Raw genomic sequence first — 24386 nt, 5'->3', positions numbered from 1 at the left:
ATATAGTTTGTGCCAAAAATAAAAAAACAGTAAGAAGCGTCTTACTGTTTTTTTATTTTTTGTTGAAAGTAAAGGTTTTAGATACCTAAATCCTTTTTTACATCAGCCGTTAGGTCTTTACCATCGGCCATGATTACTCCAGTTCCTGTAGTAGAATCTAATACATATTGAAATCCTTGTGCTCGTGCTACTTTTTGAATAGAAGTACGTGCTTTTTCATAGATTGGTTTCATTAACTCAATCTCTTTTTTCTGAAGATCTTTAAGTGCATTTTGTCTGTAATCGTTGATGCTTTTTTCTGTAGCCTGAATTTCTTGCTGTCTTTTTAGATTTTCTTCGTCAGTTTTAGTTTCAGCTTCTGCAGAGTATTTTTTAATAGTGTTTTGCAACTCTAAAACCATATTTCTGATTTCAGCATCATAAGTTTTGTTTAGTTTTTCAATTTCACTCTTAGCAGCTTTAAAAGCAGGCATAGATTCTACAAGTGCTTGTGATGCAATGTGAGCTACTTTAGATTGAGCGTTTACAAAACCTGATGTCCCTATGATTAATGTAAAAGCTATTAATAATGTCTTAAATTGTTTCATTTGTAAGTAAATATTAAAGGTGTTTAAATTTAAAAATTAATGTTCTGACTTGTTATTCGTTTCCTCCATCCTCAGAACCTGATGGAGCCTCATCTTCTTTTAATTTATTCTTTTCATTTTTTAGTGCATTAATAGAATCTTTTTTTCTTTTCTGCAATTCTAATAACTGTGCTCTTCTAGCCTCAAATTCTTTTTTCTTAGCCGCTCTTAAAGAATCTCTTTCGGCTTTACGTTTTGCTAAAAGTTCTTCTCTTTGCGATTGCTTTTGTTTTATTGCTCGTTCTCTATCGCTTACTTCTTTTTCTTGTTCGACATTTCTTTCTTCTGCTCTCTCAAGATTTTTCTTTTCTTTTTTGGTATTAAGTTGCTTTCTTTTAGAAGCTCTATTTAATCTTAATAAAACCTGATCACTGATATCATATCGATCAGCAGAGTATAGCATTACAAGATCTGATGATTTATCAAAAACAAAATCGTATTTTTTGTTCTTTGCAATTTCTTGTATAGCAACAAAAACTTGATCTTGTACAGGTTGAACTAATCTTTTTTTCTGAATAAACAGATCTCCATTAGGTCCGAATCTTTTTTGTTGATATTCTAAAATCTCTTTTTCTTTAAAAAAAATATCTTCTTCTCTTTCTTCAATTAATTCTTTTGTTAATAAGACCCTTTCATTATTTAGGTCCTTTCGCATTTCTTCTACATTTTTTAATTCTGCTTCAATCTCCACCTTCCATTTTTGGACTTTTGTTTCGAGATCAGATGAAGCTTCATTGTAATCTGCTACATTTTCAAGAATATAATCCATATCGATGTAGCCAATTCTAATTCCTTTCTGAGCATTTAATGATTGCGTAAGCGATAACCAACCGAAAGTTGCTAATAGTAAAAGAACCTTTGTTTTCATAACTTTGTGTGTTTATAGAAATAATCGTGCCAAAACTTAAAACTGTTGTCCTATAATAAAGTGAGTCTCCCAACCATTAGGGCTATTGCCCCTTCCAGGAATTGGATCAAACCCATAACCGAAATCTATACCTAATAGTCCAAAAGCAGGCATAAAGATACGTATTCCTGCTCCAGCAGAACGATTTAATTGAAAAGGATTAAAGCCTTTAAAACTATCATAAGAAGCACCACCTTCTAAAAACCCTAGCATATAAATTGATGCAGCAGGTTTTAGTGTAATAGGATAACGAAGTTCTAACGAATATTTATTATAAATTGTTGCACCATCTCCATCAAATTCTTGATTATTTGGTCTACTTAATGGTATAAGGGATTGATTTTCATATCCTCTAAGTGCGATTACTTCTCTTCCATCTAGACTAGTCGCTCCTAATCCGTCTCCTCCTAAGAAAAATCTTTCGAATGGAATATTACCTCTCTCGTTGTTATATGCTCCTAAGAAACCATACTCAGCACTACTTTTTAATACCAATGGTTTGTTTCCAATATTAACCAAACTAGTATACCACGCGGCGTCAAACTTAAGTTTGTAGTACTCTAACCATTTGAAACGTTCCTGATCAATTTCACCTATTTCTGCACTTTTTTCCTGACGTATAATAGGATTTGTGCTAGGATCGTTTATTTCGTCTTCTAGGGTTGCTCTACGGTCGGCTAATTCTCCATAATCCTTTCCGTCAAAAAGAGAATAAGGTAATGATAGTTTAGCCACAATATTAAATTGAGATCCACCTACAGGGAAAATAGGGTTAACGGTAGTGTTATTTCTACTTAGCCCTATTGTATAAGCAATATCATTTGAAGATCCGTTACCAAAAGTAAATAAACGAGTATTATAGTTTTTTAAATTATAATGTCTAATACTTAAGGATTGTGATAATGTGAAATAGTTATCAGGCCAGTTTAATCTTTTTGCAATACCAATAGATCCTCCTGTAATTAAAAATTTACTATCTCTATTAACATCTCTATTTCTTTGATCAAATAGAAACTGGATGGTATGTGAGAATGAAGTAGAAAGTTGATATGGTCTTTTTCCTCCTAACCAAGGCTCTATAAAAGAAAGACTATAAGTCTGAAAAAATCGACTTGCTTGAGCTCTTAATCTCATAGTTTGACCATCTCCCATAGGTAGGGGAGTGTATGCTTTTCTATTTAATAGGTTTTTTATAGAGAAATTGTTAAAAGCCAGACCTAACGTACCTATAAAGCCACCGCCTCCAAAACCACCTTGAAGTTCTATTTGACTTGATCCTTTTTCTACAACAGGAAATTCTATGTCAATAGTTCCTGCTTGCGGATTCGCATTTTTAAATTGTGGTTCTAATTGTTCAGGATCAAAAAATCCTAATTGTCCGATTTCACGAACTGTTCTTACAACAAGATCTTTACTGTATACCTGACCAGGTTTTGTTCTTAAAATTCTATAAACTACATGATCATTTGTTTTATCATTTCCAGTAATGGTAATATGATCAAAGTGAGTTAGTTTTCCTTCACGTATTCTTACTTCAAAATCAATAGTATCGTTATAAACTCTTGTTTCTACAGCATCGATACTAGAAAATAAATAACCATTATTTTGATATAAGTTAGTTAGATCATTTGCATCAGGTTTTGTGTTATCTGCTATCTGTTTTTCAAGTAAGACACCATTGTATACATCTCCTTTTTTAATTACTAATTGTCTAGCTAATTGTCTGTCTGTATAAACGCTGTTTCCTAAGAAATTTATATCTCCGAAATAGTAACGATTACCTTCTTCTACGTTAATGTTAAGAGTAATGCTGCTATCGTCCTCGACTATTAAAGAGTCTGAAGTAACACGGGCATCTCGATACCCTTTTTCTTTATATTTTGAAACGATATTATCTTTATCTTCTTGATAATCAGTTTTTATGTATTTAGATCTTTTCCAGAAACGGTACCATTTTTTTTGTTTCGTATTTTTCATAGCACCTCGTACTGCATTGTCGGATAGCTTTTCGTTTCCTTCAATATTAATATGATCGACTTTTACTCGATCTCCGCGGTCTATTCTAACAAGCATGTTCACTTTATTGCTAGCAACGGTATCTTTTACAGCGGTAGTATTGATGACTACTTTTGTGTTAAGAAAACCTTCTTTTCTGTACTTGTTGGTAATAAAATTACGTGTAGTAGTAAGTAAGTTTTCGGTGACTTTGGCACCTTTAGTAAGTCCATTGTCTTTAATTAACTCTGCTGCCTTAGATTTTTTTATTCCTTCAACTCGGGCTTCTTTTAATTCAGGAACTTCTTTGATATTGATTTCTAAGTCGGCTACTTCTCCTTCAATATTTGAAATATAAAAATTGATGTCACTAAATAACTCAAGATCCCAAAGTTTCTTGATGACTTTACTTATTTTATCTCCTGGTAAAAAAATACGTTCGCCTTTTCTTAAGCCGGTAAAGGTGATAACAGTTTTTTCATTATAACTGGTTATTCCTGTAACTTTTATTTCTCCGATAATATATTCTTTCCCATTGGCACTTGGTACATTTTGTGCTAAAACTGAGGGTGAAATTATTAATAAGGCGAGTAACGTAATATACGTAATAGGTAATTTTTTTATCATTTCTTTAACTGAGCTGCTCACTAGTTTTTCCAAATCTTCTTTCTCTTTTTTGATAATTTAATACGGCTTCGAATAAATCTGCTCTTTTAAAATCCGGCCATAAAATTTCTGTAAAATATAATTCTGCATAAGCAATCTGCCATAATAGGAAATTACTAATACGTTGTTCTCCACTTGTACGTATTAATAAATCCACATCTGGAAGGTTTTTAGTGTACAAATGCTCATTAATGACTGATTCATTTATGAGATGTGGCGAAATTACACCATTTTTAACTTTAATACTTATTTCTTCAATAGTTTTTATTAGCTCCTCTCGACTTCCATAACTTAATGCAAGAGTAAGCGTCATTTGGTCGTTAGATTTGGTTTTTTCTATGACTTCAAGGAGTTCAATTCGGGCTTTTTCGGGCAAAGATTGTAAGTTTCCTATTGCGTTTAGCCTAATATTATTTTTCTGAAGAGTTTTAATTTCTTTTTTAAGCGAGCTCACTAGAAGTTTCATGAGCGTTTCTACTTCGAGTTTTGGTCTATTCCAATTCTCGGTAGAAAATGCATACAATGTCAGGTATTTTACACCTATTTCTGCACTACTTTCTACTGCTTCTCTTACAGCTTTGGTTCCATTTTCATGGCCAACAGCTCTAAAAAAGCCTTTCTTTTTGGCCCATCGTCCGTTACCATCCATAATTATGGCAACGTGCTCTGGGATATTAGAGTTTAATTGTTTTTTATCTACCATTTTTTAGAAAGAACAATAACAGGGTATTCTCCCCCAGGTATACGATAGTGTAAACCCGGTAAACATATACCAGTCATTGTTATTTAAGTTACCAAATCCATCTCCAAATCTACTGTCACTAGGATCACTACCGTCAAGATTATCCGTAAACGTATATCTTGCTCCTATTTCTGCTCCAATGACTAAGTCTCTTCCTAAAGTTTTTTTGATTCCTAAAACCATCGGAATTGCAAAACTCCATTTGTCACTTACGGCATTAATTTGATTATTAGTGTCTAAAGCTAAAGAGTTATAGTTAAAAGCAGTAATACCAGTATAAAGATACGGAGTAATTTGGGGTTGGCCATCATAAAGAAACCAATCCCAGAAATTAAATTCCATACCCACTGATAATTCTTTTACAGAATTATCAAAACTGAGTCCTCTTTGTTTCCTTCTGTCATCTCCCTTACTGTCATCACCACTAATTTTGGCATATAAAAAAGAAGCTCTAAATGCATGACGCTTACTTCTATTCCATTTTCCAATGGCGCCAAAAGCGATATCGCTAGGTGCGATATAGTAGGTAGATCCAACATCGCCTATGTAATTAGCTCCTCCAACCATCAAGCCTACTTCGTAGGTTTGCGATGTCATAGTTTGTATAAAAAACAGAACAAATATAAATGATGTTAAGTATCTCATAGATTTTCAAAAGTTTGCAAATATAACAATTAACTTTAGTACACAAGAATTTGAGTAAAATAGTATGAACTAAAAAACACTTTTTATATGATTTTATTGTTTAATTGCGTTTATCTTCTCCCCAAAGCATCTTTTTACGTAAAGTTTTTAGGAAACTATTGTCTTCTAAAACCACCATATTAATTTTGAATGGAGCTTTTTTTATAATTACTGTAGTTTCATTTGGAAGTGTATGAATTCTTGAATCTAGCGATACCAAATATGTGTCTTCTCTTCCCGAAATTTGTAATTTTATCTCTTGGTTATCTGGTATAACTAAAGGGCGTGCATTAAGATTATGTGGCGCTATTGGGGTAAGAACCATACATTCTGCATCGGGCATCATTACTGGGCCACCACAACTTAAAGAGTAACCTGTAGAGCCAGTGGGTGTAGAAACAATCAATCCATCTGCCCAATATGAATTTAAAAATTCATTGTTAAGACTAGTGTGTACTGTTATCATGGATGTAGTATTTCTTCTGCTTACTGCGATTTCATTCATGGCAAAATTCAATACTCCAAATTCTTCATTGATTGGTAAGGTTTCAATAGTAACCAAACTACGAGGAGAGGTGTAAAACTTTTTATTCAGTATTAATTCTATACTGTCATTTATTTCCTCTTTTTGAATTGTTGCTAAAAAACCAAGTCTTCCTGTATTTATTCCGGCAATGGGTATGCCTAAGTCTCTTACATAAGTAATTGTTTTTAATATTGTTCCGTCTCCGCCAATACTAAAAAATAAATCATAAGATGTGTCTAATTCTTCAAAAGTGCTAAAGTGAGAATAACTTTTGTCAATATCATCGTGAAGATTGATAAGTTCCAAAAAATTCTTTTCAATAACTACTTCAACATTGTTTTCGTCTAAAGTTTCTAGAAGTTGCTGGATGTATACTCCAGAATTTTTATGATAGAACTGGCCGTATATACCGATCTTCATATGTGTTTGATTTGTGTTAGTTAGTTTTGTAAATAACTTAAATATTTAAGTATTTTTCAAGATACTGAGATCTTTCTTTAAGATTCGTTAAAAAGCTATCTTCATGATGTTTTGAAACAATATTATAACTATATCTTCTAAAAGTCTGTACTATATTATTGATGTCACTATCACTAATTTTCATTGTAATTTGTGCTACATCGTTTTCCATGTTTGAAATAAATAGCCCTAATACTTTTGCATTATTAGATTCGACAATTTGAGCAATTTCACTAAAAGAATAGTCTAAAATACCTTTTTCAACAATCAAAATATTTCCAGGCTCACTTAGAAAAGGAGTTTCATTAAATAGGTTCATAATGTCTCCAAGCTCACAAAAACCTAAATACTGATTATTATCGTCTAGGACAGGCATAATGTTAGAATTATTTTGAGCAAAAGCTTCAAGTATATCAAGCCAATTGCTGTTTTTTCTTACAAAAAAACCTTCAAGAGCATATTGATACGATTGTAATGACTTGTTGGTCTCAAAACATCTTATGTCTGTTTCAGATATACAACCAAGATATATTTTATCTTTTATAACTGGAAAATGCGTATAGGTAAGTTCATTAAACATGAGTTGGGCATCAGTAACTTTGACGGTGATGTCTAATGGTTTTATTTCGTTAACAATGTACAAATTCGTCTTCATATTTTTATAGGGGCTATATTATGCAAAATAATCAAAAATTATACAAACAAGGCATTCTCAAGTTCGTATTTTTGCTTTTTATTAAAAAAACAAGGTCATTATTAAAGACATCAAAAACCATGACAAAGTTAAGTGTTAACGTAAATAAAATTGCAACGCTGCGAAATTCAAGAGGAGGAAATACTCCTAATTTGCTGCAAGTGGCCAAGGATATTCAGAGTTTTGGAGGAGAAGGAATTACGATACATCCTAGACCTGATGAAAGACATATAAGGTATCAAGATGCGTATGATTTAAAACCAGTAGTATATACAGAATATAATATTGAGGGAAATCCAGTGCCTAAATTTGTAGACTTAGTGTTGGCAGTAAAACCAACTCAAGTAACTTTGGTGCCCGATGCTGAGGATGCGATCACTAGTAATGCAGGTTGGGATACAAAAAAACATAAAAGTTTTTTACAAGAAGTAATTTCCGAATTTAAGCAAAATGGAATTCGAACTTCTATTTTTATTGATCCGGTAAAAGATATGATTGAAGGAGCTGCAGAAACAAATGCGGATAGGATTGAGTTGTATACTGAAGAATTTGCTTCAGAATATACAAAAGGTAATGAAAAGGCAATTATCCCTTATTCAGATAGTGCTCAATTAGCAATAGATCTTGGGTTAGGTGTTAATGCGGGACATGACTTATCATTGGATAATATTAAATTTTTTAGAGATAATATCTCAGGACTTCTTGAAGTTTCAATAGGGCACGCTTTAATTAGTGAATCTATTTATTTGGGGTTAGAGAATGTGGTAAATATGTATTTACATAGACTTAAATAAAGTATACATGAAGTTATATGCTAATGTTTTTGGTGAAGGACAACCTTTTGTTATTCTTCATGGTTTTTTAGGGATGGGTGATAACTGGAAAACACTAGGAAAAAAAATTTCAGAGCAAGGGTTTCAGGTGCATTTAGTAGATCAGCGTAACCATGGCAGAAGTCCACACAGTAGTGATTTTAGTTATGCATATATGGCAGAAGATGTATTGGCGTATTGCAATGATAATAATTTAGAAAATATTGTACTTCTGGGGCACTCTATGGGAGGGAAGACTGCCATGTTGTTTGCTGCGCAAAATGCCCACCTTGTAGCTAAACTTATTGTAGCTGATATCGGACCTAAATATTATCCGCTACATCATCAAGATATTTTAGATGGACTAAGCTCTTTAGATTTCGAAATCTTGAATACCAGACAAAAAGTAGATCAAGAGTTAAGTCTTTATGTAAAAGATATTGGAGTTAGAATGTTTTTATTGAAGAATTTATATTGGAAAGATAAGGGGCAATTGGGATTACGTATAAATTTAAAGTCATTAATTGAAAATGCATCCCAAATAGGTGTTGAACTTCCAGAAAAATTCTCGTATCTTAGAGAAGTTCTTTTTTTAAAAGGAGAAAAATCTAATTATATCCTTGAAAACGATAAAGAAAGAATCAAACAACAATTTCCGAATGCCATATTTAAGGAAATTTCTGCTGCGGGTCATTGGTTGCATGCAGAAAATCCAACAGATTTTTTAGTACAAGTATTAGAATTTATCAAAAAATAGATAAAAAATACTATGTATGCATAATATTTTGATGATTTCGTTGGATAATTGGTATTTTCTGTTAAATTTGGAAAATCAATTTTTCAAAATCCTAAAAAACAAAAACAATTCTACTAAATTATGAGAAAACTTTTATTGTTAGTTCTATTCGTTTCGGTGACTGCGGTTACCTATGCCGGTGGATATAGAGTTAGTGTGCAAGGACAGAGGGCTATGGCCATGGGGCACACAGGAGTAGCTGTAGTAAATAGTGCAGAACTTGTATTCTTTAACCCTGCAGGTCTAGTATATTTAGAAAACAAATTGAATGTTAGTGTTGGAGCGAGTGCAATTTTTTCTGATGTTATCTTTCAAAATGAAGAACTTGGAGCTTCTGCCGAAACTGATAATTCTGTAGGAACACCTATTAATTTATATGTCTCTTATAAACTTAATGACTGGATGTCTGTTGGTTTAGGGGTGTATACGCCTTATGGTAGTGAAGTAACTTGGCCAACTGATTGGGCAGGGTCTCACTTGGTAAATAATATAGATTTATCTGCAATTTTTATTCAGCCTACAGTTTCATTTAAGCTTTCAGAATTCTTAAGTATTGGTGGTGGTCCAATTTATGCTTCTGGTTCTGTTAACTTTAATAGAAATGCCAATAGGACTACAACAGACTTAGATGGTAATCGTTCAAACATTACTGTTGATGATTCTGGAGTATCTAATTGGGGATGGACAGTAGGAGCAATGTTTAATTTTAATGACAATTTAAGACTTGGGTTCAACTATCGAAGTGAGATTACTATAGAATCTGAAGATGGTGAAGCTATTTTTGCAAACTTCCCAAATTCACCTGGTGTTCCACCAAATGGAGCTACAGGATTTAAAGCAGAATTGCCATTGCCTGCAGAATTAACCGTTGGATTATCTTATGAATATGAGAAATGGTTATTCGCATTTGATTATAACAGACAATTCTGGGGTGTTTATGAATCTTTAGATCTTACTTTTGAAAACGGAGCACCTCCGTCAATAAACCCACGTAACTATAAAAATTCTTCAGTATACCGTTTTGGATTACAGTATCAAGCAACAGAAAAAATCGCACTTAGAGCAGGGTATTATAGAGATGAGACACCTGTGCAACCAGGATTCTTTGCTCCAGAAACTCCTCGAAATAGTTCTGATGGATTCTCTGGTGGTTTAAGCTTTGCTGTAACATCCAAGTTAGCAATCGATGCTTCTTTCTTTTATTTAAGATTTGAAGAAATTGATGCTTCATATGATTTTGGAACGAACTCTACAGGTGGTACAGAATCTTTTGGAGGAACATACAAATCTGGCGCATTTGCTCCAGGACTTGGTCTAACGTATAAATTATAATACAACAAAACATTGAAGATGATGAAAAACAATATAAAATATTTAGCAATTTTAGCATTAGGTCTAGTTGCTTGTGAGCCAGAGTTTGATAATCCAATCGAAGATGCAGGAACGTATTCAAGCGGCGAGGCTGATTTTAGTACTTATGTAGCACTTGGTAATTCACTTACTGCTGGTTTTGCAGATGGGGCATTATATATAACGGGGCAAGAGAATTCATACCCAAATATCTTATCAAAACAATTTGCTTTTGCTGGTGGGGGTGATTTTACACAGCCATTAATGGATGATAATACTGGTGGTCTTTTGATTCCTGGTACAGATCCTTTATCAAATAGATTAGTATTAGCATTTGATGCAATGGGTAACCCTGGGCCTAAACCATTTGCGGGTGCAGCACCGACAACGAGTGTTGCTAATGTTTTAACCGGTCCTTTTAATAATATGGGGGTTCCTGGTGCGCGAGTGTATCATTTGGTCTCTGCAGCTGCAGGATATGGAAATATTGCCGGTTTGGCAACAGGTCAGGCAAATCCGTATTTTGTTCGATTTGCTTCTTCACCAACTGCGGCTATTATAGATGACGCCGTAGCACAAAACCCTACTTTTTTTAGTTTATGGATTGGTAATAATGATATTTTAGGATATGCTACTTCTGGAGGAATTGGTAAGGATCATAATGTAACAGGTAATCTTATGGCCGGAACATATTCGGGGGATGATATTACAAATAATATGGTGTTTGCTGGTGCTTATAATGAACTAGTAACTAAACTTGCTGCTGGTGGAACAAAAGGGGTACTGTTAAATTTGCCTGATGTTACTTCAATACCATTTTTTACTACTGTACCTAATAATGCTTTAGTTCTTGATGCGGCTACAGCTGCTAGTTTGACTGGCTTTTTTCAAGCAGTTACAGGTATAGTTACTGCACAAGTTGCAGGTACTGGAGTGCCCCTTGCACAAGCACAGGCACTTGCATCTCAATATGCTATTACATTTAGTGCTGGTGCAAATCGTTTTTTAATTAAAACAGAAGTTACTCCTACAAATCCATTAGGTTTTAGACAAATGACCGAGCAAGAATTATTATTGCTTACTATAGATAGAGGAGCACTAGCGCAAGGTTATGGGTCAGTTATGTTGACTCCAGAGGTTTTGCAAGTTTTAGGAATATTACAAGCAGGAGGAACGCCAACCGCAGCACAGGGTGCAATGGTAATTGCTGCAATTAGTGCTATTGATGATAAAGATGCTTTGGATTCTGGAGAACTTGATGCTATTTCAACAGCACGTACTTCGTTTAATGCTACAATAGCTGGATTGGCAGCAGCAAATAATCTTGCACTTTATGATGCAGCTAGTGATTTAGCTCAAGTTGCTGATGGTGGTATTGCAATTAATGGAGGTGTGGTTACTTCTCAGTTCGTTACAGGAGGAGGATTCTCGTTAGATGGAGTGCATCCATCACCAAGAGGTCACGCTATTGTAACAAATGGTATTTTAGAAGCAATTAAGGAAACGTATGGTGTTAATCTGCCTGCTGTTGATCCTTCAGACTTTGGAACTATTACACTAAGTAATGAGGTAAACTAGAAATTACTTCATATTAAATATAAACTAAAACCTGCTTTTTATGGCAGGTTTTTTTTGTTTTTGGTGATATTGTTTTTGTAAAATTATAATATATGAGAAGTGTTAAACGTCATTTAGAAAATACTATATTTGATTTCTAATGTATCAAATGAAGTTACGTGTCATATTACTTTTTTCTTGTTTGTTTTTCTTGCAAAACACAGTTGCGCAACATTTAAATCAAAATGAAGCGATCCTTTATAATGTTGGAATCAGTTCTGTGTTTGCAGGAGTTGGGGCTATAATTAATAAAAAGGACAATGAAAAAGTAGGTAAGGTATTTGCAAAAGGTTTTTGGCAAGGAGCTATTGGTGGGGCTTTAATATATGGGAGTAAAAATCTTGTCAGAGAGATTTACCTCAAAGAGAAATGGGAATATAGTTGGTATGCTAAAATAGTAAACTCTGCAGGTACATCAGTAGTGGAAAATGCTTCTTTAAATAAAAATTTTTGGGAGCAATGGCATTTTAATATTGGTTTTAATAGAGTAGAGTTTTATGCTAAAGAAAAATTCAAAATAAAATATAAAATAATGCCTGTTTCTTTGGGGTTAACATTATCATTGGCGTTTGGTAATAAATTTGAGTTTAAGAGATCTTTGCAAACTGGAGAATTTGTGTTTTCTACTAATGACCTGATTAATAGTCGTGGTATAACATATGGTAATGTTGTTTTAGTTGATGAGAATTATGTAAACGAATATGATTTGTTTGCTCATGAAATTATTCATATTTATCAATATTATGATTATAACCCTTTTAATTCAGCTTTAAATAAGCCTCTAGCAGATTTATCTGAACACTCTACATTTTTCAGTAAATTAAATAATATCATGTATTTCGATTTGCAAGGACCACTTCTTAGGGGGCTTTATTTGTTAGAAGAAAACCCGGGTGGTTGTTATTTTGATAATTTTTTTGAGTCCGAGGCAAATTTATTTTCTTCAAGGATTTTACTATGTAAGTAATTTTATCTGAAAGTTGAGGATCTCTTTTTAAAGTGAAAACTATTCTAATTAATCAATTGTTAGTTAACTCGTTGAAAGATGTCTCTACTTGTCGTTTTCTTGACTTTAGAAATTTGTTTTATGGGGCTTTTAGTGAAACACATTGTTTTATTTCAGGAGAAGTTAACTGCTCCAGTAAAAAAAATAAAAATGTAGGGGTAACATTTTGTTTTTTCATGACATTAATGTGTAATTAATTATTAAAACTTTAATTTAAATTACACACAATGAAAAAAATTATTAAAATTTTTTCTGGTGCATTAGGGGTTTTTGTCCTTTGCGCTTTAATGTTCAGTTTGTCTAGTAAATCTGAACCAAATTTATCAAGCAATCAATGTGCAAATCTAGAGGGAGATAATGCGCAAATACAATTGTATTTTCCAGGAGGTGAAAACCCGTTCAGGAATAGTGGTTTTGAATTTTTTGTACCTACCCCTGATTTAAGAAACGGAGATTTCCCTGGAGCGGGAACTATATTAGAGGATCAAAATTATTACTGTACTATCGTAGTGACTACTCCCAGATGCCCAAATTGGGAATATAAGAGGGTGTTTGATGCGTCAAATGGTAATAGTAACGGTTTGATAAATATTAAAATAGCTCCGGATGGTTTTGATACCGTTTTAGAAGTGACCTATCATGAAAGAATTGATGGGCTTGGAGCTCAAAATTTCAATAAGTCACTTGGTAATGTTAATAATACTAGAGTTGTTTATAAGCATAAAGTAACATATTTTAATGGTTGGGATCCGAGAAGGCCTCAACCAGTTGATATGGTTCCTTCATTTCAGAAAAAGAGTAATACTGATCTTACTCCTAATAAATCTGCAATTCCAGATGATTTTAGTTCCGTAAATGATTTTATTGATAATGGTTTATAAAAAAAACATAAAAAATAGTAAAATGAAAATATATTTTTATAGTTTAATAGTAGTTGCTACTATGTTATTTGTTTCTTGTGAAGAGGAATCTACAGAAGTGTCAAATAAAACAGAGATGACAGAAGAAGAAAAGTTTTTCTCAGAATTTTTAACTGCAAAAAAAGGAGACGGTTCCGTTTTAATTCAAAGTGCTGTGAGTATGGAGACTCAAGATTTAAGAAAAAACATAAGGGTCTCAGAACAAAAATCAAGAGTTCCGAACAAAGAAAATGACACAAAAATTAGATTTGTAGGTTTGGATAACAATAAGATTTTTGGTAAAAATAAGGCAGTCGAAGAAACGATAAATTTAGATAACGATTTTTTTGGCAAAGAACTTTCTTATTATGTAGAAACCAAAGGGCAAAAAACATTTAAATCCTCAGTTTATATTCCTAATTTAATAACAGTTAATTTTTCTGGTGATAAAATAAAAGCGGGTACAAAAATTACCTGGAATGTGGATCCTAATAATAGAAACGGAGTGGCCGTGATTTTAAAATATGATCCAATCAATCAAAATAATGTTGGATTGGCTTTTAATCATCCAGAAACGTTAATAAAATCATTTGTATTGCCGGATAATCAGAGTAGTTATTTAGTGAAAGCTAGTGATTTAGAAAGATTTCCAGCTAATGCTTATGTTTCTGTAAGTGTATTAAGAGCAGCGGGTATTCCTCCTAAAAATGGAGGTGCATCTTATGTGTCTGCAGTTACATCTGCATTTTCGAATTTACAAATCATTAGATAATATAGCTTGTGATTTTGGATATAGATTTAAAAGGTAGCTTAAAGCTGCCTTTTATTGGTTATATAATTCGTTTCGCGATATTATCTTTTTTGTCTTTTATATCCTGGAATTATTTTGGGATATTATTTGTGTTATTTTGGTTCGAGGTTTTTAAGCTATTAGATGACACGGATAATATTTCTTTTAGAAGAAGTTTTTTTAGATTTTTTTTAATAGTTGCTTCATGGCATTTTGGTGCATTATCTTGGATGTTTGGGATTGACCAAGGTTTCTTTGGGTTTTTAAATAATCTGTTGCTTCACTTGGTTCCATTTGTAGTCTTTCTTGTTTTGAAAAATAGAAGTACTTTTTTTAGACCTATTTTTTTTATTCCAATATGGTTGTTATTCGAATATTTTGAGAATGTATCTTTAATTTCATTTCCGTGGGTTATTTTGGGGAATGTTTTTTCAAATCAAATTTATTTTGTTCAATGGTATGAGTTCATTGGAGTTGAAGGTGGAAGTTTGTGGTTACTTGTTGTTTCTTATCTATTGTTTTATTTGAATAAACATTTTTCGTATAAAAATCTTCTCTTGTTTTTGTTGGTTCTAGGTTTGCCTATTCTATTATCGTTGCTGGTAAGGGGTTCAAATTCTTTAGAGCATAAAGGAGGAGTTAAAAAATACATACTTTATAATCCAGAGTACTCTCCTCATGAATTATTGAGGAATAAACAAGAATTAGCTTTTTATTTGAAGAAAAAATTAGCAAAAATAGATACTGTACACGCTGTATTAATTCCGGAAACTACTTTTCGCGGTATTAAACTGGATGTTCTAAATAAAGGTTTGACTTTTAAGTACCTTAATAATTCATTAATAGAAAATGAGATTGAACACATTTTTTATGGAGCTACCGGTTTTGATAAGGGTAGTAGAAGTTTGGTAAATGGAGGAGTGTTTTTAAGTTCAAGTGATGATCCTTATTTAAAAGTAAAGAAAAAACTTGTTCCTTATTCAGAGTATTTACCAAAAAAAATAGCAGCATTTTTAGAAAAAATTATATATAATCCTTTTGTTGAGGGTTCAGAAGATGAAATAATAAACAATAAGAAAGTACTGCCTTTGATATGTTATGAAGGTTTCTTTTCTTTTTTTGTAGCTAATAAAGCAAGGAAAACTAACATCATTTATTTAATATCTAGTGAGAGTTTTTTTAAAGAATCTTATTTTGGAAAAAGACAATATAATAATATTCTTAGATTAAGAGCAATCGAAACAAGATTGCCGCTTTTGAAAGCTTCTTTTAAAGGAGAATCATTACATTTAAATAAATTCGGGGAGGTTATTGGTAAAGATAGAGTCGAGTTTGCTTCTTTTTTTGTGAAGCAAAGTGTTGCCAAGGGGACCTGTTATACTAAGTATGTAGATAAGTGTCGCTCATTTCTGGTAATCATATTTTTGTTGGTGATTGTAAGTCCTTTTTTATATGTTTTGTTTAAAAGAAAAGTTTCTAAATATATAAACTAAAACCTGCTTTTTATGGCAGGTTTTTTTTATCTTCAATATATCAAAATATATAGACATGAATTTTATCTTAAAATTGATTTTAAGTGCAGTTGCCGTAATTGTATTGGCAAAAATACTTCCAGGAGTGGGAGTTGATAGTTATGTAAGTGCTTTGATTGTAGCCGTAGTGTTAGCGATTCTAAATGCTATAGTAAAACCATTATTGGTTTTTTTAACTTTGCCCGCTACAATAATCACATTAGGGTTGTTTCTTTTAGTTATTAATGCAGCAATAATTTTATTGGCCGATTATTTTATAGATGGATTTAGAGTTAATGGATGGCTTTGGGCACTAATCTTTAGCGTGCTATTGTCTATATTTCAATCTATTCTGCATTCTATTTTAAAGAAAGATAAAAGTTAATCTAATATTTACTGTTTTTCAGAGAGTTAAAAATTTGTTGTGATGTAAAAAAGTATTACTTTTGCAACCCAATTTTTAGTAGTAAAGATAGTAAATCATGAATATTTCAAAAGAGCAAGTAGACGATTTAAATGCTGTGGTAACGGTAGATATCGCTAAAGAAGATTATAGCGAGAAAGTAGATAAAATCCTAATGGATTACCGTAAAAACGCAAACATTCCTGGTTTTAGAAAAGGACACGTTCCTATGGGGCTTGTTAAAAAACAGTATGGAAAAGCCGTTTTGGTAGATGAGGTTAATAAGCTTTTACAAGATGCACTAAACAAATATCTTACGGAAGAAAAGTTAGATGTTTTAGGAAATCCATTACCAAAAGAGCAAGAAAATTTCGATTGGGAAACAGAGAATTATTCTTTTGAATTCGAATTAGGGTTAGCTCCTAAGTTTGAAGTAAAACTTGGCGGTAAGAAAGCAATAACACATTATAAGATTGTTGCAAATGATGAGATGATCGAAAATCAGCTAAAAACTATTCAAAAACAGTATGGGAAACTAGTTCCTAAAGATGTTGCCGAAAAAGAAGATTTAGTTGCAGGAACTTTTGTGAATGAAGAAAAAGAAATTAATAATACAGCTACTGTCGAATTAGAGAAAATTAAAGGTAAAAAGAATCTTGATAAATTCTTAAAAGCAAAAGTTGGTGATACTATTACGCTAAAGACTAAAGGTCTTTTTACAGATGATCATAATTTGATTAATGCTTTAAAAATTAATCAGGATGAAGCTCACGATTTAGATATTGAAGTTTCTTTTACTGTTTCAGAAATTAATACACAAGAACTTGCAGATTTAGATCAGGAGTTGTTTGATAAATTATACGGACCAGGAGTTATTACATCTGTTACGGATTTAAAAGCTAAGATTAAAGAGGATGCAGAAAAGCAATTTGTGCAACAATCTGATCAACAATTGCTTAATGCTATTACTGAACACACTTTAGAGAATACAAATTTTGAATTACCAGTAGAGTTTTTGCAAAAATGGATTCGTGCTACAGGTGAACAACCTTTAACTGAAGATGAAGCTAAGGATGAGTATGAAAAAAGTGAAAAAGGATTACGTTATCAACTTATAGAAGGTAAGATTATAAATGATAACAACCTGCAAGTTACTTTTGAAGAATTAAAAGATTTTGCTAAAGATTTAATAAAAGGTCAAATGGCTCAATTTGGACAAAATTCTCCAGAAGAAAAAGAGTTAGAAGATATTGCTGCAAGAATTTTATCGAATCAAGATGAAGTGAAAAGAATGTCTGAGCAATTGATGAGTCAAAAACTACTTAATTTTTATAAAGAGAACGCTAAATTGAAAACCAAAGAGGTGACCTTTGATGAATTTATAAAAGAAGTTTACAAATAATAAATCTTGCTATTTAGTAAGGAATTTATACTTATATTTAGGGCGCTAAACCGATCTTGGTTTATCGCCCTTTTTTATCAATAAAAATTTCAGAAATAGAAATATGGATTACGGAAAAGAATTCGAAAAATACGCTACAAAAGAGCATGGTATTAACAGTAATTACTATGGTCAGATAATTAGCAGTATGTATCCAACAGGTATGACTCCTAATATTATAGAAGAACGTCAAATGAATATTGCTATTTTTGATGTCTTCTCAAGACTAATGATGGATCGTATTATATTTTTAGGAACAGGAATTAATGATCAGGTTGCTAACATCGTTCAGGCGCAACTTTTGTTCTTAGAAAGTGTAGATGCTACAAAAGATATTCAGATTTATATTAACTCTCCTGGAGGAAGTGTATACGCAGGTCTTGGAATTTATGATACAATGCAATTTATAAAACCTGATGTCGCGACAATATGTACCGGAATGGCTGCATCAATGGGAGCAGTTTTATTATGTGCAGGTCAAAAAGGAAAGCGTTCGGGATTGCCACATAGTCGTGTGATGATTCACCAACCGTTAGGAGGAGCACAGGGACAAGCAAGTGATATCGAAATCACAGCGCGTGAAATTTTAATCCTTAAAGAAGAATTATACAATATCATCGCTAAGCACTCTGGGCAAACCTATGATAAAGTATACGAAGATAGTGATAGAGATTATTGGATGAAAGCTGATAAAGCTCTTGAGTATGGAATGATTGACGAAATTTTAACTAGAGAATGATAAATTTCTTGTTGCAAGTAGAGGTGTTTTGAGCCTCTAATTGTTATATAAGTATAAAACATGAAATTTTATTGGAATAGAAACTAAATAACTATGGCCAAAGAAGATTTAGAATGCTCTTTTTGTGGGAGAAAAAAACCTGAAACAAATCTGTTAATAGCGGGATTAGATGCCCATATCTGCGATAGATGTATTGTTCAGGCTCATGGGATTGTTGTAGAAGAAGCAAAAGATGAAGAGACTGGAGAGCTGAGTAGTGAACTTATGTTGCGAAAGCCTAAAGCTATTAAGAAGTTTCTTGATGAATATGTGATCGGACAAGAATTTACCAAGAAGATAATGTCGGTGGCAGTTTATAATCACTATAAGAGATTACTGCAACCCCAATCCGAAGATGATATTGAGATTCAAAAAAGTAATATCATCATGGTAGGGCAAACGGGAACAGGTAAAACCTTAATGGCAAAGACAATTGCTAAAATGCTTAATGTTCCTTTAGCTATTGTAGATGCTACTGTGCTTACCGAAGCAGGATATGTTGGAGAAGATGTAGAAAGTATATTGACTAGATTATTGCAAGCAGCAGATTATAATCTTGAAAAAGCACAAAGAGGAATTGTATTTATTGATGAGATAGATAAGATTGCTCGTAAAAGTGATAATCCTAGTATTACAAGAGATGTTTCTGGAGAAGGCGTGCAGCAGGCGCTTTTAAAATTACTCGAAGGTACTGTAGTTAACGTTCCGCCAAAAGGTGGTCGTAAACATCCAGATCAAAAATTTATAGAAGTAAATACAGAAAATATTCTTTTTATAGCAGGTGGGGCGTTTGATGGGATCGAAAAAATGATTCAGAAACGATTAAACATGCAAGCCGTAGGGTATAGTGCTTCTAAAAGTGAAGATAATATAGAGAAGGATAATTTGTTACAATATATTATTCCTAGTGATTTAAAAGATTTTGGGTTAATACCTGAAATCATTGGTAGATTGCCTGTACTTTCTTATATGAACCCTTTAGATGCAGAAACCTTAAGATCTATACTAACAGCGCCTAAAAATGCAATAATAAAACAATACAAGAAGTTGTTTGAGATGGATAATATTGCATTCTCAATTACAGAAGGTGCGTTAGAATATATCGTTGAAAAAGCAATGGAGTATAAGTTAGGTGCTCGTGGTCTTAGATCATTGTGTGAGGCTATCTTAACTGACGCTATGTACGAGCTACCAGAAAGCGAAGAAACCGATTTCAGAGTAACTAAAGACTATGCAGAAAAGAAATTGAATAAGTCGACCATTAAGAAGCTTAAAGCGGTTTCTTAAATTGAGATATAAAAATTAATTAGAAAAGCTCTGAATCATATGATTCAGAGCTTTTTTTGAATATTTACCTTATGCTCTAACAAAAGACAACACCTTTATGGTAATTTCATAAAGGTGTTGTCTTTGGTTGGCATTTGTTGAAGGATAAATATTTTTAGTCAGAATATGAAATTCTATCTTTTCTATTATTTATAATATCTTCTGTATTTTTTAAAACTAATTTTTCGCTATCCTTAAGCTCGATATCAAAATTGTTTTGTCGTATTAAAGCTTCGTAAAATGTCACTTTAGAAATTTCACTGTAACACGTCATGTTTTGTAAGCTGTATATTAATTCTGAGGCCTCTAGAGTTTCTGTACTATTGTCGACTTGTGAAGTACTAATTTGTTTACTTTTATCATCTGTATTAACAGTAGTGTTGGTTTCTTGAGCACTAACGGCTGTAATCGTAAATAATAAAGCAAATAATAGTATAGTAGTTTTCATATCTTAGGGCTTAATGAGTTTGTAACTATCTGTGAACAAATTTAATATGAAAAATAGAAGGTTTAAAATGATTTTTAATTTTTTAGATTAAACGCTTTTTTTGGACGATGAAATACCAGATTTTTTGTTAAAAATTACAATTCGTACATACAATTTTTACGGAAAAACCGTAATTATTTTTGTTTTTGAATGGCTTTTTTAGCGAAAAACGTCAGATTTTGAAAACTAGAGACTTAGGGTTATCTCTTTTATGAAGAAAAAGATTTTATTGTATTTAACTGGAGTAGTTCATCAACATATGTTCGTTTGTTGGATAATCTAGGTATTTTATGTTGCCCCCCAAGTTTGTTATTCTTTTTTAACCAATCATAGAATAATCCTTTTCTTGCTAGTCTAATTTGAAGAATATTTAATGTAGTGTCATTGTAACGTTTAGCTTCATAGTCGCTATTAACATGTTGCAGATTTTGATCAAGAATGTGTGTAAATTCCTTAAGACTATCAGGTTGCTTTTTAAATTCAATGATCCATTCATGAGCACCTTTTTCTTTGTCTTTCATGAAGATTGGTGCAACGGTATACTCTACAATTTCACAATTCGTTGTTTTTGCTGTTTTTCGCAAAGCTTCTTCTGCATTTTCTATGATAAGTTCTTCACCAAATACATTGATATGATGTTTGGTTCTTCCTGATACCTTTATTCTATAAGGGTTTACCGAGGTAAAACGAACAGTGTCTCCTATTTTATATCTCCATAACCCTGCATTCGTAGTTATTATTACGGCATAATTTTGGCCAATTTCTACTTCACTAAGAGGAATTACTTTTTCATTTTCATTTCCGTAGGTGTCCATTGGGCTAAATTCATAAAAAATCCCATAATCAAGCATTAATAATAGTTCTGATGAGTCATTACGATCCTGAATAGCAAAAAAACCTTCAGAAGCATTATAAATTTCATAATATTTAAAAGAATCTCCAGGAAGGATTTTGCTGTATTGATCTCTGTAAGGATCAAAATTTACACCTCCATGAAAATATACTTCTAAGTTATTCCATATTTCAAATAGACTTTCGTTTCCTGTGGTTTCCAGAACTTGGTTTAATAAAACTAACATCCAAGATGGAACTCCTGCCAGACTGGTAACATTTTCTTGAATCGTTTCTTGCACAATAGCTTTCATTTTAAACTCCCAATCGCTCATTAATGAGACTTCGCTACTTGGCGTAGAACTAAAATCGGCCCAAAAAGGCATATTGTCTATTATTATCGCAGATAGATCACCAAAAGATGTTCCGTTTTCTTTATACAACTCTTTACTACCTCCTAAACGAAGACTTTTACCTGTAAATAGTAGCGAATCTTCATTATTATTTAAGTACATGCATAATAAATCTTTACCTGCTGCAAAATGACAATCTTCAAGGGATTCATCACTAACCGGAATAAATTTACTTTTAGCACTGGTTGTACCACTAGATTTAGCAAACCACTTGATAGGTGTGGGCCAAAAAACATTATTTTCGCCTAATCGACTTCTTTCTATCATTGATTCATAATCTTCATAAGACCGAACAGGAATTCTTTCAGAAAATGTTTTATAATTATTAATTGAAGCAAAATCATATGTCTTGCCAAATTCTGTGTTTTTAGCCTTTTCTAGCAATGTATGCAGTAGTTCGAGCTGAACTTCATTCGGGTATTTAAGAAAAAGTTCCATTTGATGAAATCTCTTTTTTAAGAACCAGGTGGCAATAGAATTAACTAATGGAATTGGCATTTTTTGATGTATCTTTAGGCAGTAATTAAGGTTAATTTGTTGTGATTGTTGTCAACTAAAATAATAAAAATAATTACATTCTCTATATACGATTAATATATATCAAAAATTTATGCAATATCAAGGAGTCCTTACTAAAATGCAAACAGAACATGAAAACCCTATCCAATATTATCTAGTTTTCGAGGATGATTTTATTCATGTAAACCAACTATTGGACAAAAAAGTTACTATTGCATTTGAGAAATATCAATGTCTTGCTTGTGGTGAAAATAAAAAGATATTTAGACAAGGATATTGCTATGATGATTTTTATAATCAGCCGCAAGTAGGGGACTGGGTGATGCGTCCAGAATTAAGTACTGCACATCTGGGTGTAGAAGATAGAGATTTAGAATTTGAGAAAAAAGCACAATTACAACCTCATATTGTTTATTTGGCAAACTCTAGCAATGTAAAAGTTGGGGTAACCAGAAAGTCGCAAGTTCCTACGCGATGGATAGATCAAGGAGCGCATGAGGCTATCGAAATTGTAGAAGTTCCTAATCGATATCTAGCAGGTATTACAGAAGTTGCCTTAAAAGAACATGTCGCTGATAAAACTAATTGGAGAACGATGCTTAAAAACGAAATTGTTGATGAAGATCTGATTGAGTTTAAAAATAAGCTTAGAGGTTTTATTCCTGATGAAGTCAAGGAATATTTTGTTGAAAATCAAAAAGAGACAGAAATTAAGTTCCCTGTATTGCAATATCCAGAAAAACTAAAAAGTCTTAACTTGGAAAAAACACCTGAATTTTCTGGAGTTTTAAAAGGAATAAAAGGTCAGTATCTTATTTTTGAAGATAATACAGTATTTAATGTAAGAAATAATGAAGGGCTCGTTGTGCAGCTAACAATTGTTTAATTGTATTAGGCTATAGCAAATTTTATACTTTGAAAAACAGATAAGGTAATTAATGCTATGCCAATGATTTTATGTAGTTTAGTTTTTGAACCTTCCTGTTTCTCAGCCATTTTATTTCCCCATTTACCATAAAAGTAAAGCGTGCCTATTTTTCCTAAATAAATACCAGAAAAAAATAAAAAAAGAGATGGTATTGGATTATGAGCTGTAAGTTCAAAAAGATATTTGTTGGTGAACGAAATAGCTAACATCCAATATATGATTACAGGAGGATTCAATATTGCTAAAGAAAATCCTGTAAGAAATTTTGATTTTGTCAATTTGATTTTAGGACGTTTCTTTGTGCTGTCTGTTTTGTTTGCTCGAATCATAAAATAGATACCTATTAAAAAGAAAAGTGCAATAAAGGTAACCTGAATCCATTTATTTTCTTGAAAGAAGTTTGAAACTTGTACGCTACAATGTAATGCAAATAGCGCCAATACTACTTCGCCGATGCCAGCTGCAAGTGCAATATAAGATGCATGTTTAATATCCTCTTTGATAGAGGTGTTTATCACAGCGATGTTGACTGCTCCAAGGGGTATCGCCCCGATTACAGCCACTAGAGTTCCTAATAAAAGATATAACAGTATCATACTCTCTTAGTAGTGTTAAGAGTAATTATCTTACAAATTATTTATGTGTTTATAAATAATAAAGGAGTGGCAATTGCCACTCCTGTTATCCCTAAGTAAAATTAAACACGTTATTAAATTTATTTTCTAGAAACTTCCGTTGCTACCAATTCTCATTTTTTTGATGACTTCTTCATAATAAAGGATTGTCCAAATGATTTTGCCTGTATCGGCATACGGTACCAACTCTTCTATAGCTTTTTTTGTAGTTACTAGGTTTTTGGTTGTACTTTCTTTGTTGCTTTTAAGTATCTTAACATGACGAGAATCCTCTTTAATACCTATGTCCTTTAATCGTACTCCAGCTTCGTTAGTAAGGGATAATAAAGGAAGTATGGTCATGATTTCTTCAACTCGATCTTGGTATAAGGCTATAAGTTCACCTTTTTTTAAAGCTTCTAAATCTCCAATGGTATGAAATTTATTTATTTGCTTGCTAGGAGTGAAAAATACTGCATCATTTACGCTTTGTGCAAAAACAGAATTTATAATTAAGATAAAAATGATGCTTATAGTTATTTTATGCATAGTTAGTATTAAGTAGT

24 protein-coding genes are annotated in these 24386 nt (G+C 32.3%); 13 read left to right on the top strand and 11 right to left on the bottom strand.

The window, feature by feature from the left end:
- Window positions 1–77 precede the first annotated feature (77 nt).
- From AWE51_RS19810 to AWE51_RS19780, 7 genes are all read right to left on the bottom strand, one after another.
- Window positions 78–587, bottom strand: a complete 510-nt coding sequence (locus tag AWE51_RS19810; protein ID WP_066317214.1) for an OmpH family outer membrane protein — start codon at window positions 585–587, stop codon at window positions 78–80.
- A gap of 52 nt (window positions 588–639) precedes the next feature.
- Window positions 640–1494: an OmpH family outer membrane protein gene (locus AWE51_RS19805; RefSeq protein ID WP_066317211.1), complete on the bottom strand. Its 855-nt coding sequence runs from the start codon at window positions 1492–1494 to the stop codon at window positions 640–642.
- A gap of 36 nt (window positions 1495–1530) precedes the next feature.
- Window positions 1531–4155, bottom strand: a complete 2625-nt coding sequence (locus AWE51_RS19800; protein WP_082832521.1) for a BamA/OMP85 family outer membrane protein — start codon at window positions 4153–4155, stop codon at window positions 1531–1533.
- A 4-nt stretch (window positions 4156–4159) separates the two neighbouring features.
- Window positions 4160–4897 (bottom strand): isoprenyl transferase, encoded by a 738-nt coding sequence (locus AWE51_RS19795; protein WP_066317207.1) that lies wholly within the window; start codon window positions 4895–4897, stop codon window positions 4160–4162.
- Window positions 4898–4900: 3 nt separating this feature from the next.
- On the bottom strand, window positions 4901–5581 hold the full coding sequence (porG, locus tag AWE51_RS19790; RefSeq protein WP_066317206.1) for a type IX secretion system protein PorG: 681 nt from the start codon (window positions 5579–5581) through the stop codon (window positions 4901–4903).
- A 100-nt stretch (window positions 5582–5681) separates the two neighbouring features.
- Window positions 5682–6566, bottom strand: a complete 885-nt coding sequence (locus tag AWE51_RS19785; RefSeq protein ID WP_066317203.1) for an NAD kinase — start codon at window positions 6564–6566, stop codon at window positions 5682–5684.
- A gap of 37 nt (window positions 6567–6603) precedes the next feature.
- On the bottom strand, window positions 6604–7260 hold the full coding sequence (locus tag AWE51_RS19780) for a CBS domain-containing protein (protein WP_066317200.1): 657 nt from the start codon (window positions 7258–7260) through the stop codon (window positions 6604–6606).
- Window positions 7261–7379: 119 nt separating this feature from the next.
- On the opposite strand from AWE51_RS19780, the gene AWE51_RS19775 reads away from it, so the two are divergent.
- The 12 genes from AWE51_RS19775 to clpX all read left to right on the top strand — a co-directional run bounded on the left by AWE51_RS19775 (window position 7380) and on the right by clpX (window position 19989).
- Window positions 7380–8093 (top strand): pyridoxine 5'-phosphate synthase, encoded by a 714-nt coding sequence (locus tag AWE51_RS19775; protein ID WP_066317810.1) that lies wholly within the window; start codon window positions 7380–7382, stop codon window positions 8091–8093.
- A gap of 7 nt (window positions 8094–8100) precedes the next feature.
- Window positions 8101–8868, top strand: a complete 768-nt coding sequence (locus tag AWE51_RS19770; protein ID WP_066317190.1) for an alpha/beta fold hydrolase — start codon at window positions 8101–8103, stop codon at window positions 8866–8868.
- A 120-nt stretch (window positions 8869–8988) separates the two neighbouring features.
- Entirely contained in the window at window positions 8989–10239 is a 1251-nt protein-coding gene (locus tag AWE51_RS19765) for an OmpP1/FadL family transporter (RefSeq protein ID WP_066317189.1), read from the top strand.
- A gap of 21 nt (window positions 10240–10260) precedes the next feature.
- Window positions 10261–11835 (top strand): SGNH/GDSL hydrolase family protein, encoded by a 1575-nt coding sequence (locus AWE51_RS19760; RefSeq protein ID WP_066317187.1) that lies wholly within the window; start codon window positions 10261–10263, stop codon window positions 11833–11835.
- A gap of 148 nt (window positions 11836–11983) precedes the next feature.
- The gene (locus AWE51_RS19755; RefSeq protein WP_232517416.1) at window positions 11984–12841 is read left to right on the top strand and encodes a hypothetical protein; all 858 of its coding nucleotides are present in this window, start codon (window positions 11984–11986) and stop codon (window positions 12839–12841) included.
- A gap of 266 nt (window positions 12842–13107) precedes the next feature.
- Entirely contained in the window at window positions 13108–13761 is a 654-nt protein-coding gene (locus tag AWE51_RS19750; protein ID WP_066317185.1) for a hypothetical protein, read from the top strand.
- Window positions 13762–13783: 22 nt separating this feature from the next.
- Window positions 13784–14551 (top strand): hypothetical protein, encoded by a 768-nt coding sequence (locus AWE51_RS19745; RefSeq protein ID WP_157766181.1) that lies wholly within the window; start codon window positions 13784–13786, stop codon window positions 14549–14551.
- Between the two features lie 8 nt (window positions 14552–14559).
- On the top strand, window positions 14560–16062 hold the full coding sequence (locus AWE51_RS19740) for a hypothetical protein (RefSeq protein WP_262482908.1): 1503 nt from the start codon (window positions 14560–14562) through the stop codon (window positions 16060–16062).
- Between the two features lie 55 nt (window positions 16063–16117).
- A complete protein-coding gene (locus tag AWE51_RS19735) occupies window positions 16118–16465 on the top strand; it encodes a phage holin family protein (protein WP_066317171.1) in 348 nt (115 codons plus the stop codon).
- Window positions 16466–16562: 97 nt separating this feature from the next.
- Complete coding sequence (tig, locus tag AWE51_RS19730; protein WP_066317162.1) at window positions 16563–17885, top strand: trigger factor; 1323 nt, start codon at window positions 16563–16565, stop codon at window positions 17883–17885.
- Between the two features lie 103 nt (window positions 17886–17988).
- Entirely contained in the window at window positions 17989–18663 is a 675-nt protein-coding gene (gene clpP, locus AWE51_RS19725; protein ID WP_066317160.1) for an ATP-dependent Clp endopeptidase proteolytic subunit ClpP, read from the top strand.
- Window positions 18664–18756: 93 nt separating this feature from the next.
- Complete coding sequence (clpX, locus tag AWE51_RS19720) at window positions 18757–19989, top strand: ATP-dependent Clp protease ATP-binding subunit ClpX (protein WP_066317158.1); 1233 nt, start codon at window positions 18757–18759, stop codon at window positions 19987–19989.
- Window positions 19990–20143: 154 nt separating this feature from the next.
- On the opposite strand, the gene AWE51_RS19715 is transcribed toward clpX, so the two are convergent.
- A complete protein-coding gene (locus AWE51_RS19715) occupies window positions 20144–20476 on the bottom strand; it encodes a hypothetical protein (protein ID WP_066317156.1) in 333 nt (110 codons plus the stop codon).
- Window positions 20477–20724: 248 nt separating this feature from the next.
- The gene (locus tag AWE51_RS19710; protein WP_066317155.1) at window positions 20725–22257 is read right to left on the bottom strand and encodes a GH3 auxin-responsive promoter family protein; all 1533 of its coding nucleotides are present in this window, start codon (window positions 22255–22257) and stop codon (window positions 20725–20727) included.
- A gap of 112 nt (window positions 22258–22369) precedes the next feature.
- Between AWE51_RS19710 and AWE51_RS19705 the strand changes: the two genes are divergently transcribed.
- On the top strand, window positions 22370–23164 hold the full coding sequence (locus tag AWE51_RS19705) for a DUF2797 domain-containing protein (RefSeq protein WP_066317152.1): 795 nt from the start codon (window positions 22370–22372) through the stop codon (window positions 23162–23164).
- A gap of 5 nt (window positions 23165–23169) precedes the next feature.
- On the opposite strand, the gene AWE51_RS19700 is transcribed toward AWE51_RS19705, so the two are convergent.
- The gene (locus AWE51_RS19700; protein WP_066317150.1) at window positions 23170–23802 is read right to left on the bottom strand and encodes a LysE family transporter; all 633 of its coding nucleotides are present in this window, start codon (window positions 23800–23802) and stop codon (window positions 23170–23172) included.
- Window positions 23803–23928: 126 nt separating this feature from the next.
- Entirely contained in the window at window positions 23929–24369 is a 441-nt protein-coding gene (locus tag AWE51_RS19695; RefSeq protein ID WP_066317146.1) for a hypothetical protein, read from the bottom strand.
- Between the last annotated feature and the right edge of the window lie 17 nt (window positions 24370–24386).

Source organism: Aquimarina aggregata, assembly GCF_001632745.1.
GTDB lineage: Bacteria > Bacteroidota > Bacteroidia > Flavobacteriales > Flavobacteriaceae > Aquimarina > Aquimarina aggregata.
The sequence above is the reverse complement of the archived record's forward strand: the minus strand, read 5'-3'. Positions and strand labels throughout refer to the sequence as shown.

Coding starts and splice junctions, on each gene's coding strand:
- AWE51_RS19810 (WP_066317214.1), bottom strand. CDS start 587: ATGAAACAATTTAAGACATTATTAATAGCTTTTACATTAATCATAGGG.
- AWE51_RS19805 (WP_066317211.1), bottom strand. CDS start 1,494: ATGAAAACAAAGGTTCTTTTACTATTAGCAACTTTCGGTTGGTTATCG.
- AWE51_RS19800 (WP_082832521.1), bottom strand. CDS start 4,155: ATGATAAAAAAATTACCTATTACGTATATTACGTTACTCGCCTTATTA.
- AWE51_RS19795 (WP_066317207.1), bottom strand. CDS start 4,897: ATGGTAGATAAAAAACAATTAAACTCTAATATCCCAGAGCACGTTGCC.
- porG (WP_066317206.1), bottom strand. CDS start 5,581: ATGAGATACTTAACATCATTTATATTTGTTCTGTTTTTTATACAAACT.
- AWE51_RS19785 (WP_066317203.1), bottom strand. CDS start 6,566: ATGAAGATCGGTATATACGGCCAGTTCTATCATAAAAATTCTGGAGTA.
- AWE51_RS19780 (WP_066317200.1), bottom strand. CDS start 7,260: ATGAAGACGAATTTGTACATTGTTAACGAAATAAAACCATTAGACATC.
- AWE51_RS19775 (WP_066317810.1), top strand. CDS start 7,380: ATGACAAAGTTAAGTGTTAACGTAAATAAAATTGCAACGCTGCGAAAT.
- AWE51_RS19770 (WP_066317190.1), top strand. CDS start 8,101: ATGAAGTTATATGCTAATGTTTTTGGTGAAGGACAACCTTTTGTTATT.
- AWE51_RS19765 (WP_066317189.1), top strand. CDS start 8,989: ATGAGAAAACTTTTATTGTTAGTTCTATTCGTTTCGGTGACTGCGGTT.
- AWE51_RS19760 (WP_066317187.1), top strand. CDS start 10,261: ATGAAAAACAATATAAAATATTTAGCAATTTTAGCATTAGGTCTAGTT.
- AWE51_RS19755 (WP_232517416.1), top strand. CDS start 11,984: ATGAAGTTACGTGTCATATTACTTTTTTCTTGTTTGTTTTTCTTGCAA.
- AWE51_RS19750 (WP_066317185.1), top strand. CDS start 13,108: ATGAAAAAAATTATTAAAATTTTTTCTGGTGCATTAGGGGTTTTTGTC.
- AWE51_RS19745 (WP_157766181.1), top strand. CDS start 13,784: ATGAAAATATATTTTTATAGTTTAATAGTAGTTGCTACTATGTTATTT.
- AWE51_RS19735 (WP_066317171.1), top strand. CDS start 16,118: ATGAATTTTATCTTAAAATTGATTTTAAGTGCAGTTGCCGTAATTGTA.
- tig (WP_066317162.1), top strand. CDS start 16,563: ATGAATATTTCAAAAGAGCAAGTAGACGATTTAAATGCTGTGGTAACG.
- clpP (WP_066317160.1), top strand. CDS start 17,989: ATGGATTACGGAAAAGAATTCGAAAAATACGCTACAAAAGAGCATGGT.
- clpX (WP_066317158.1), top strand. CDS start 18,757: ATGGCCAAAGAAGATTTAGAATGCTCTTTTTGTGGGAGAAAAAAACCT.
- AWE51_RS19715 (WP_066317156.1), bottom strand. CDS start 20,476: ATGAAAACTACTATACTATTATTTGCTTTATTATTTACGATTACAGCC.
- AWE51_RS19710 (WP_066317155.1), bottom strand. CDS start 22,257: ATGCCAATTCCATTAGTTAATTCTATTGCCACCTGGTTCTTAAAAAAG.
- AWE51_RS19705 (WP_066317152.1), top strand. CDS start 22,370: ATGCAATATCAAGGAGTCCTTACTAAAATGCAAACAGAACATGAAAAC.
- AWE51_RS19700 (WP_066317150.1), bottom strand. CDS start 23,802: ATGATACTGTTATATCTTTTATTAGGAACTCTAGTGGCTGTAATCGGG.
- AWE51_RS19695 (WP_066317146.1), bottom strand. CDS start 24,369: ATGCATAAAATAACTATAAGCATCATTTTTATCTTAATTATAAATTCT.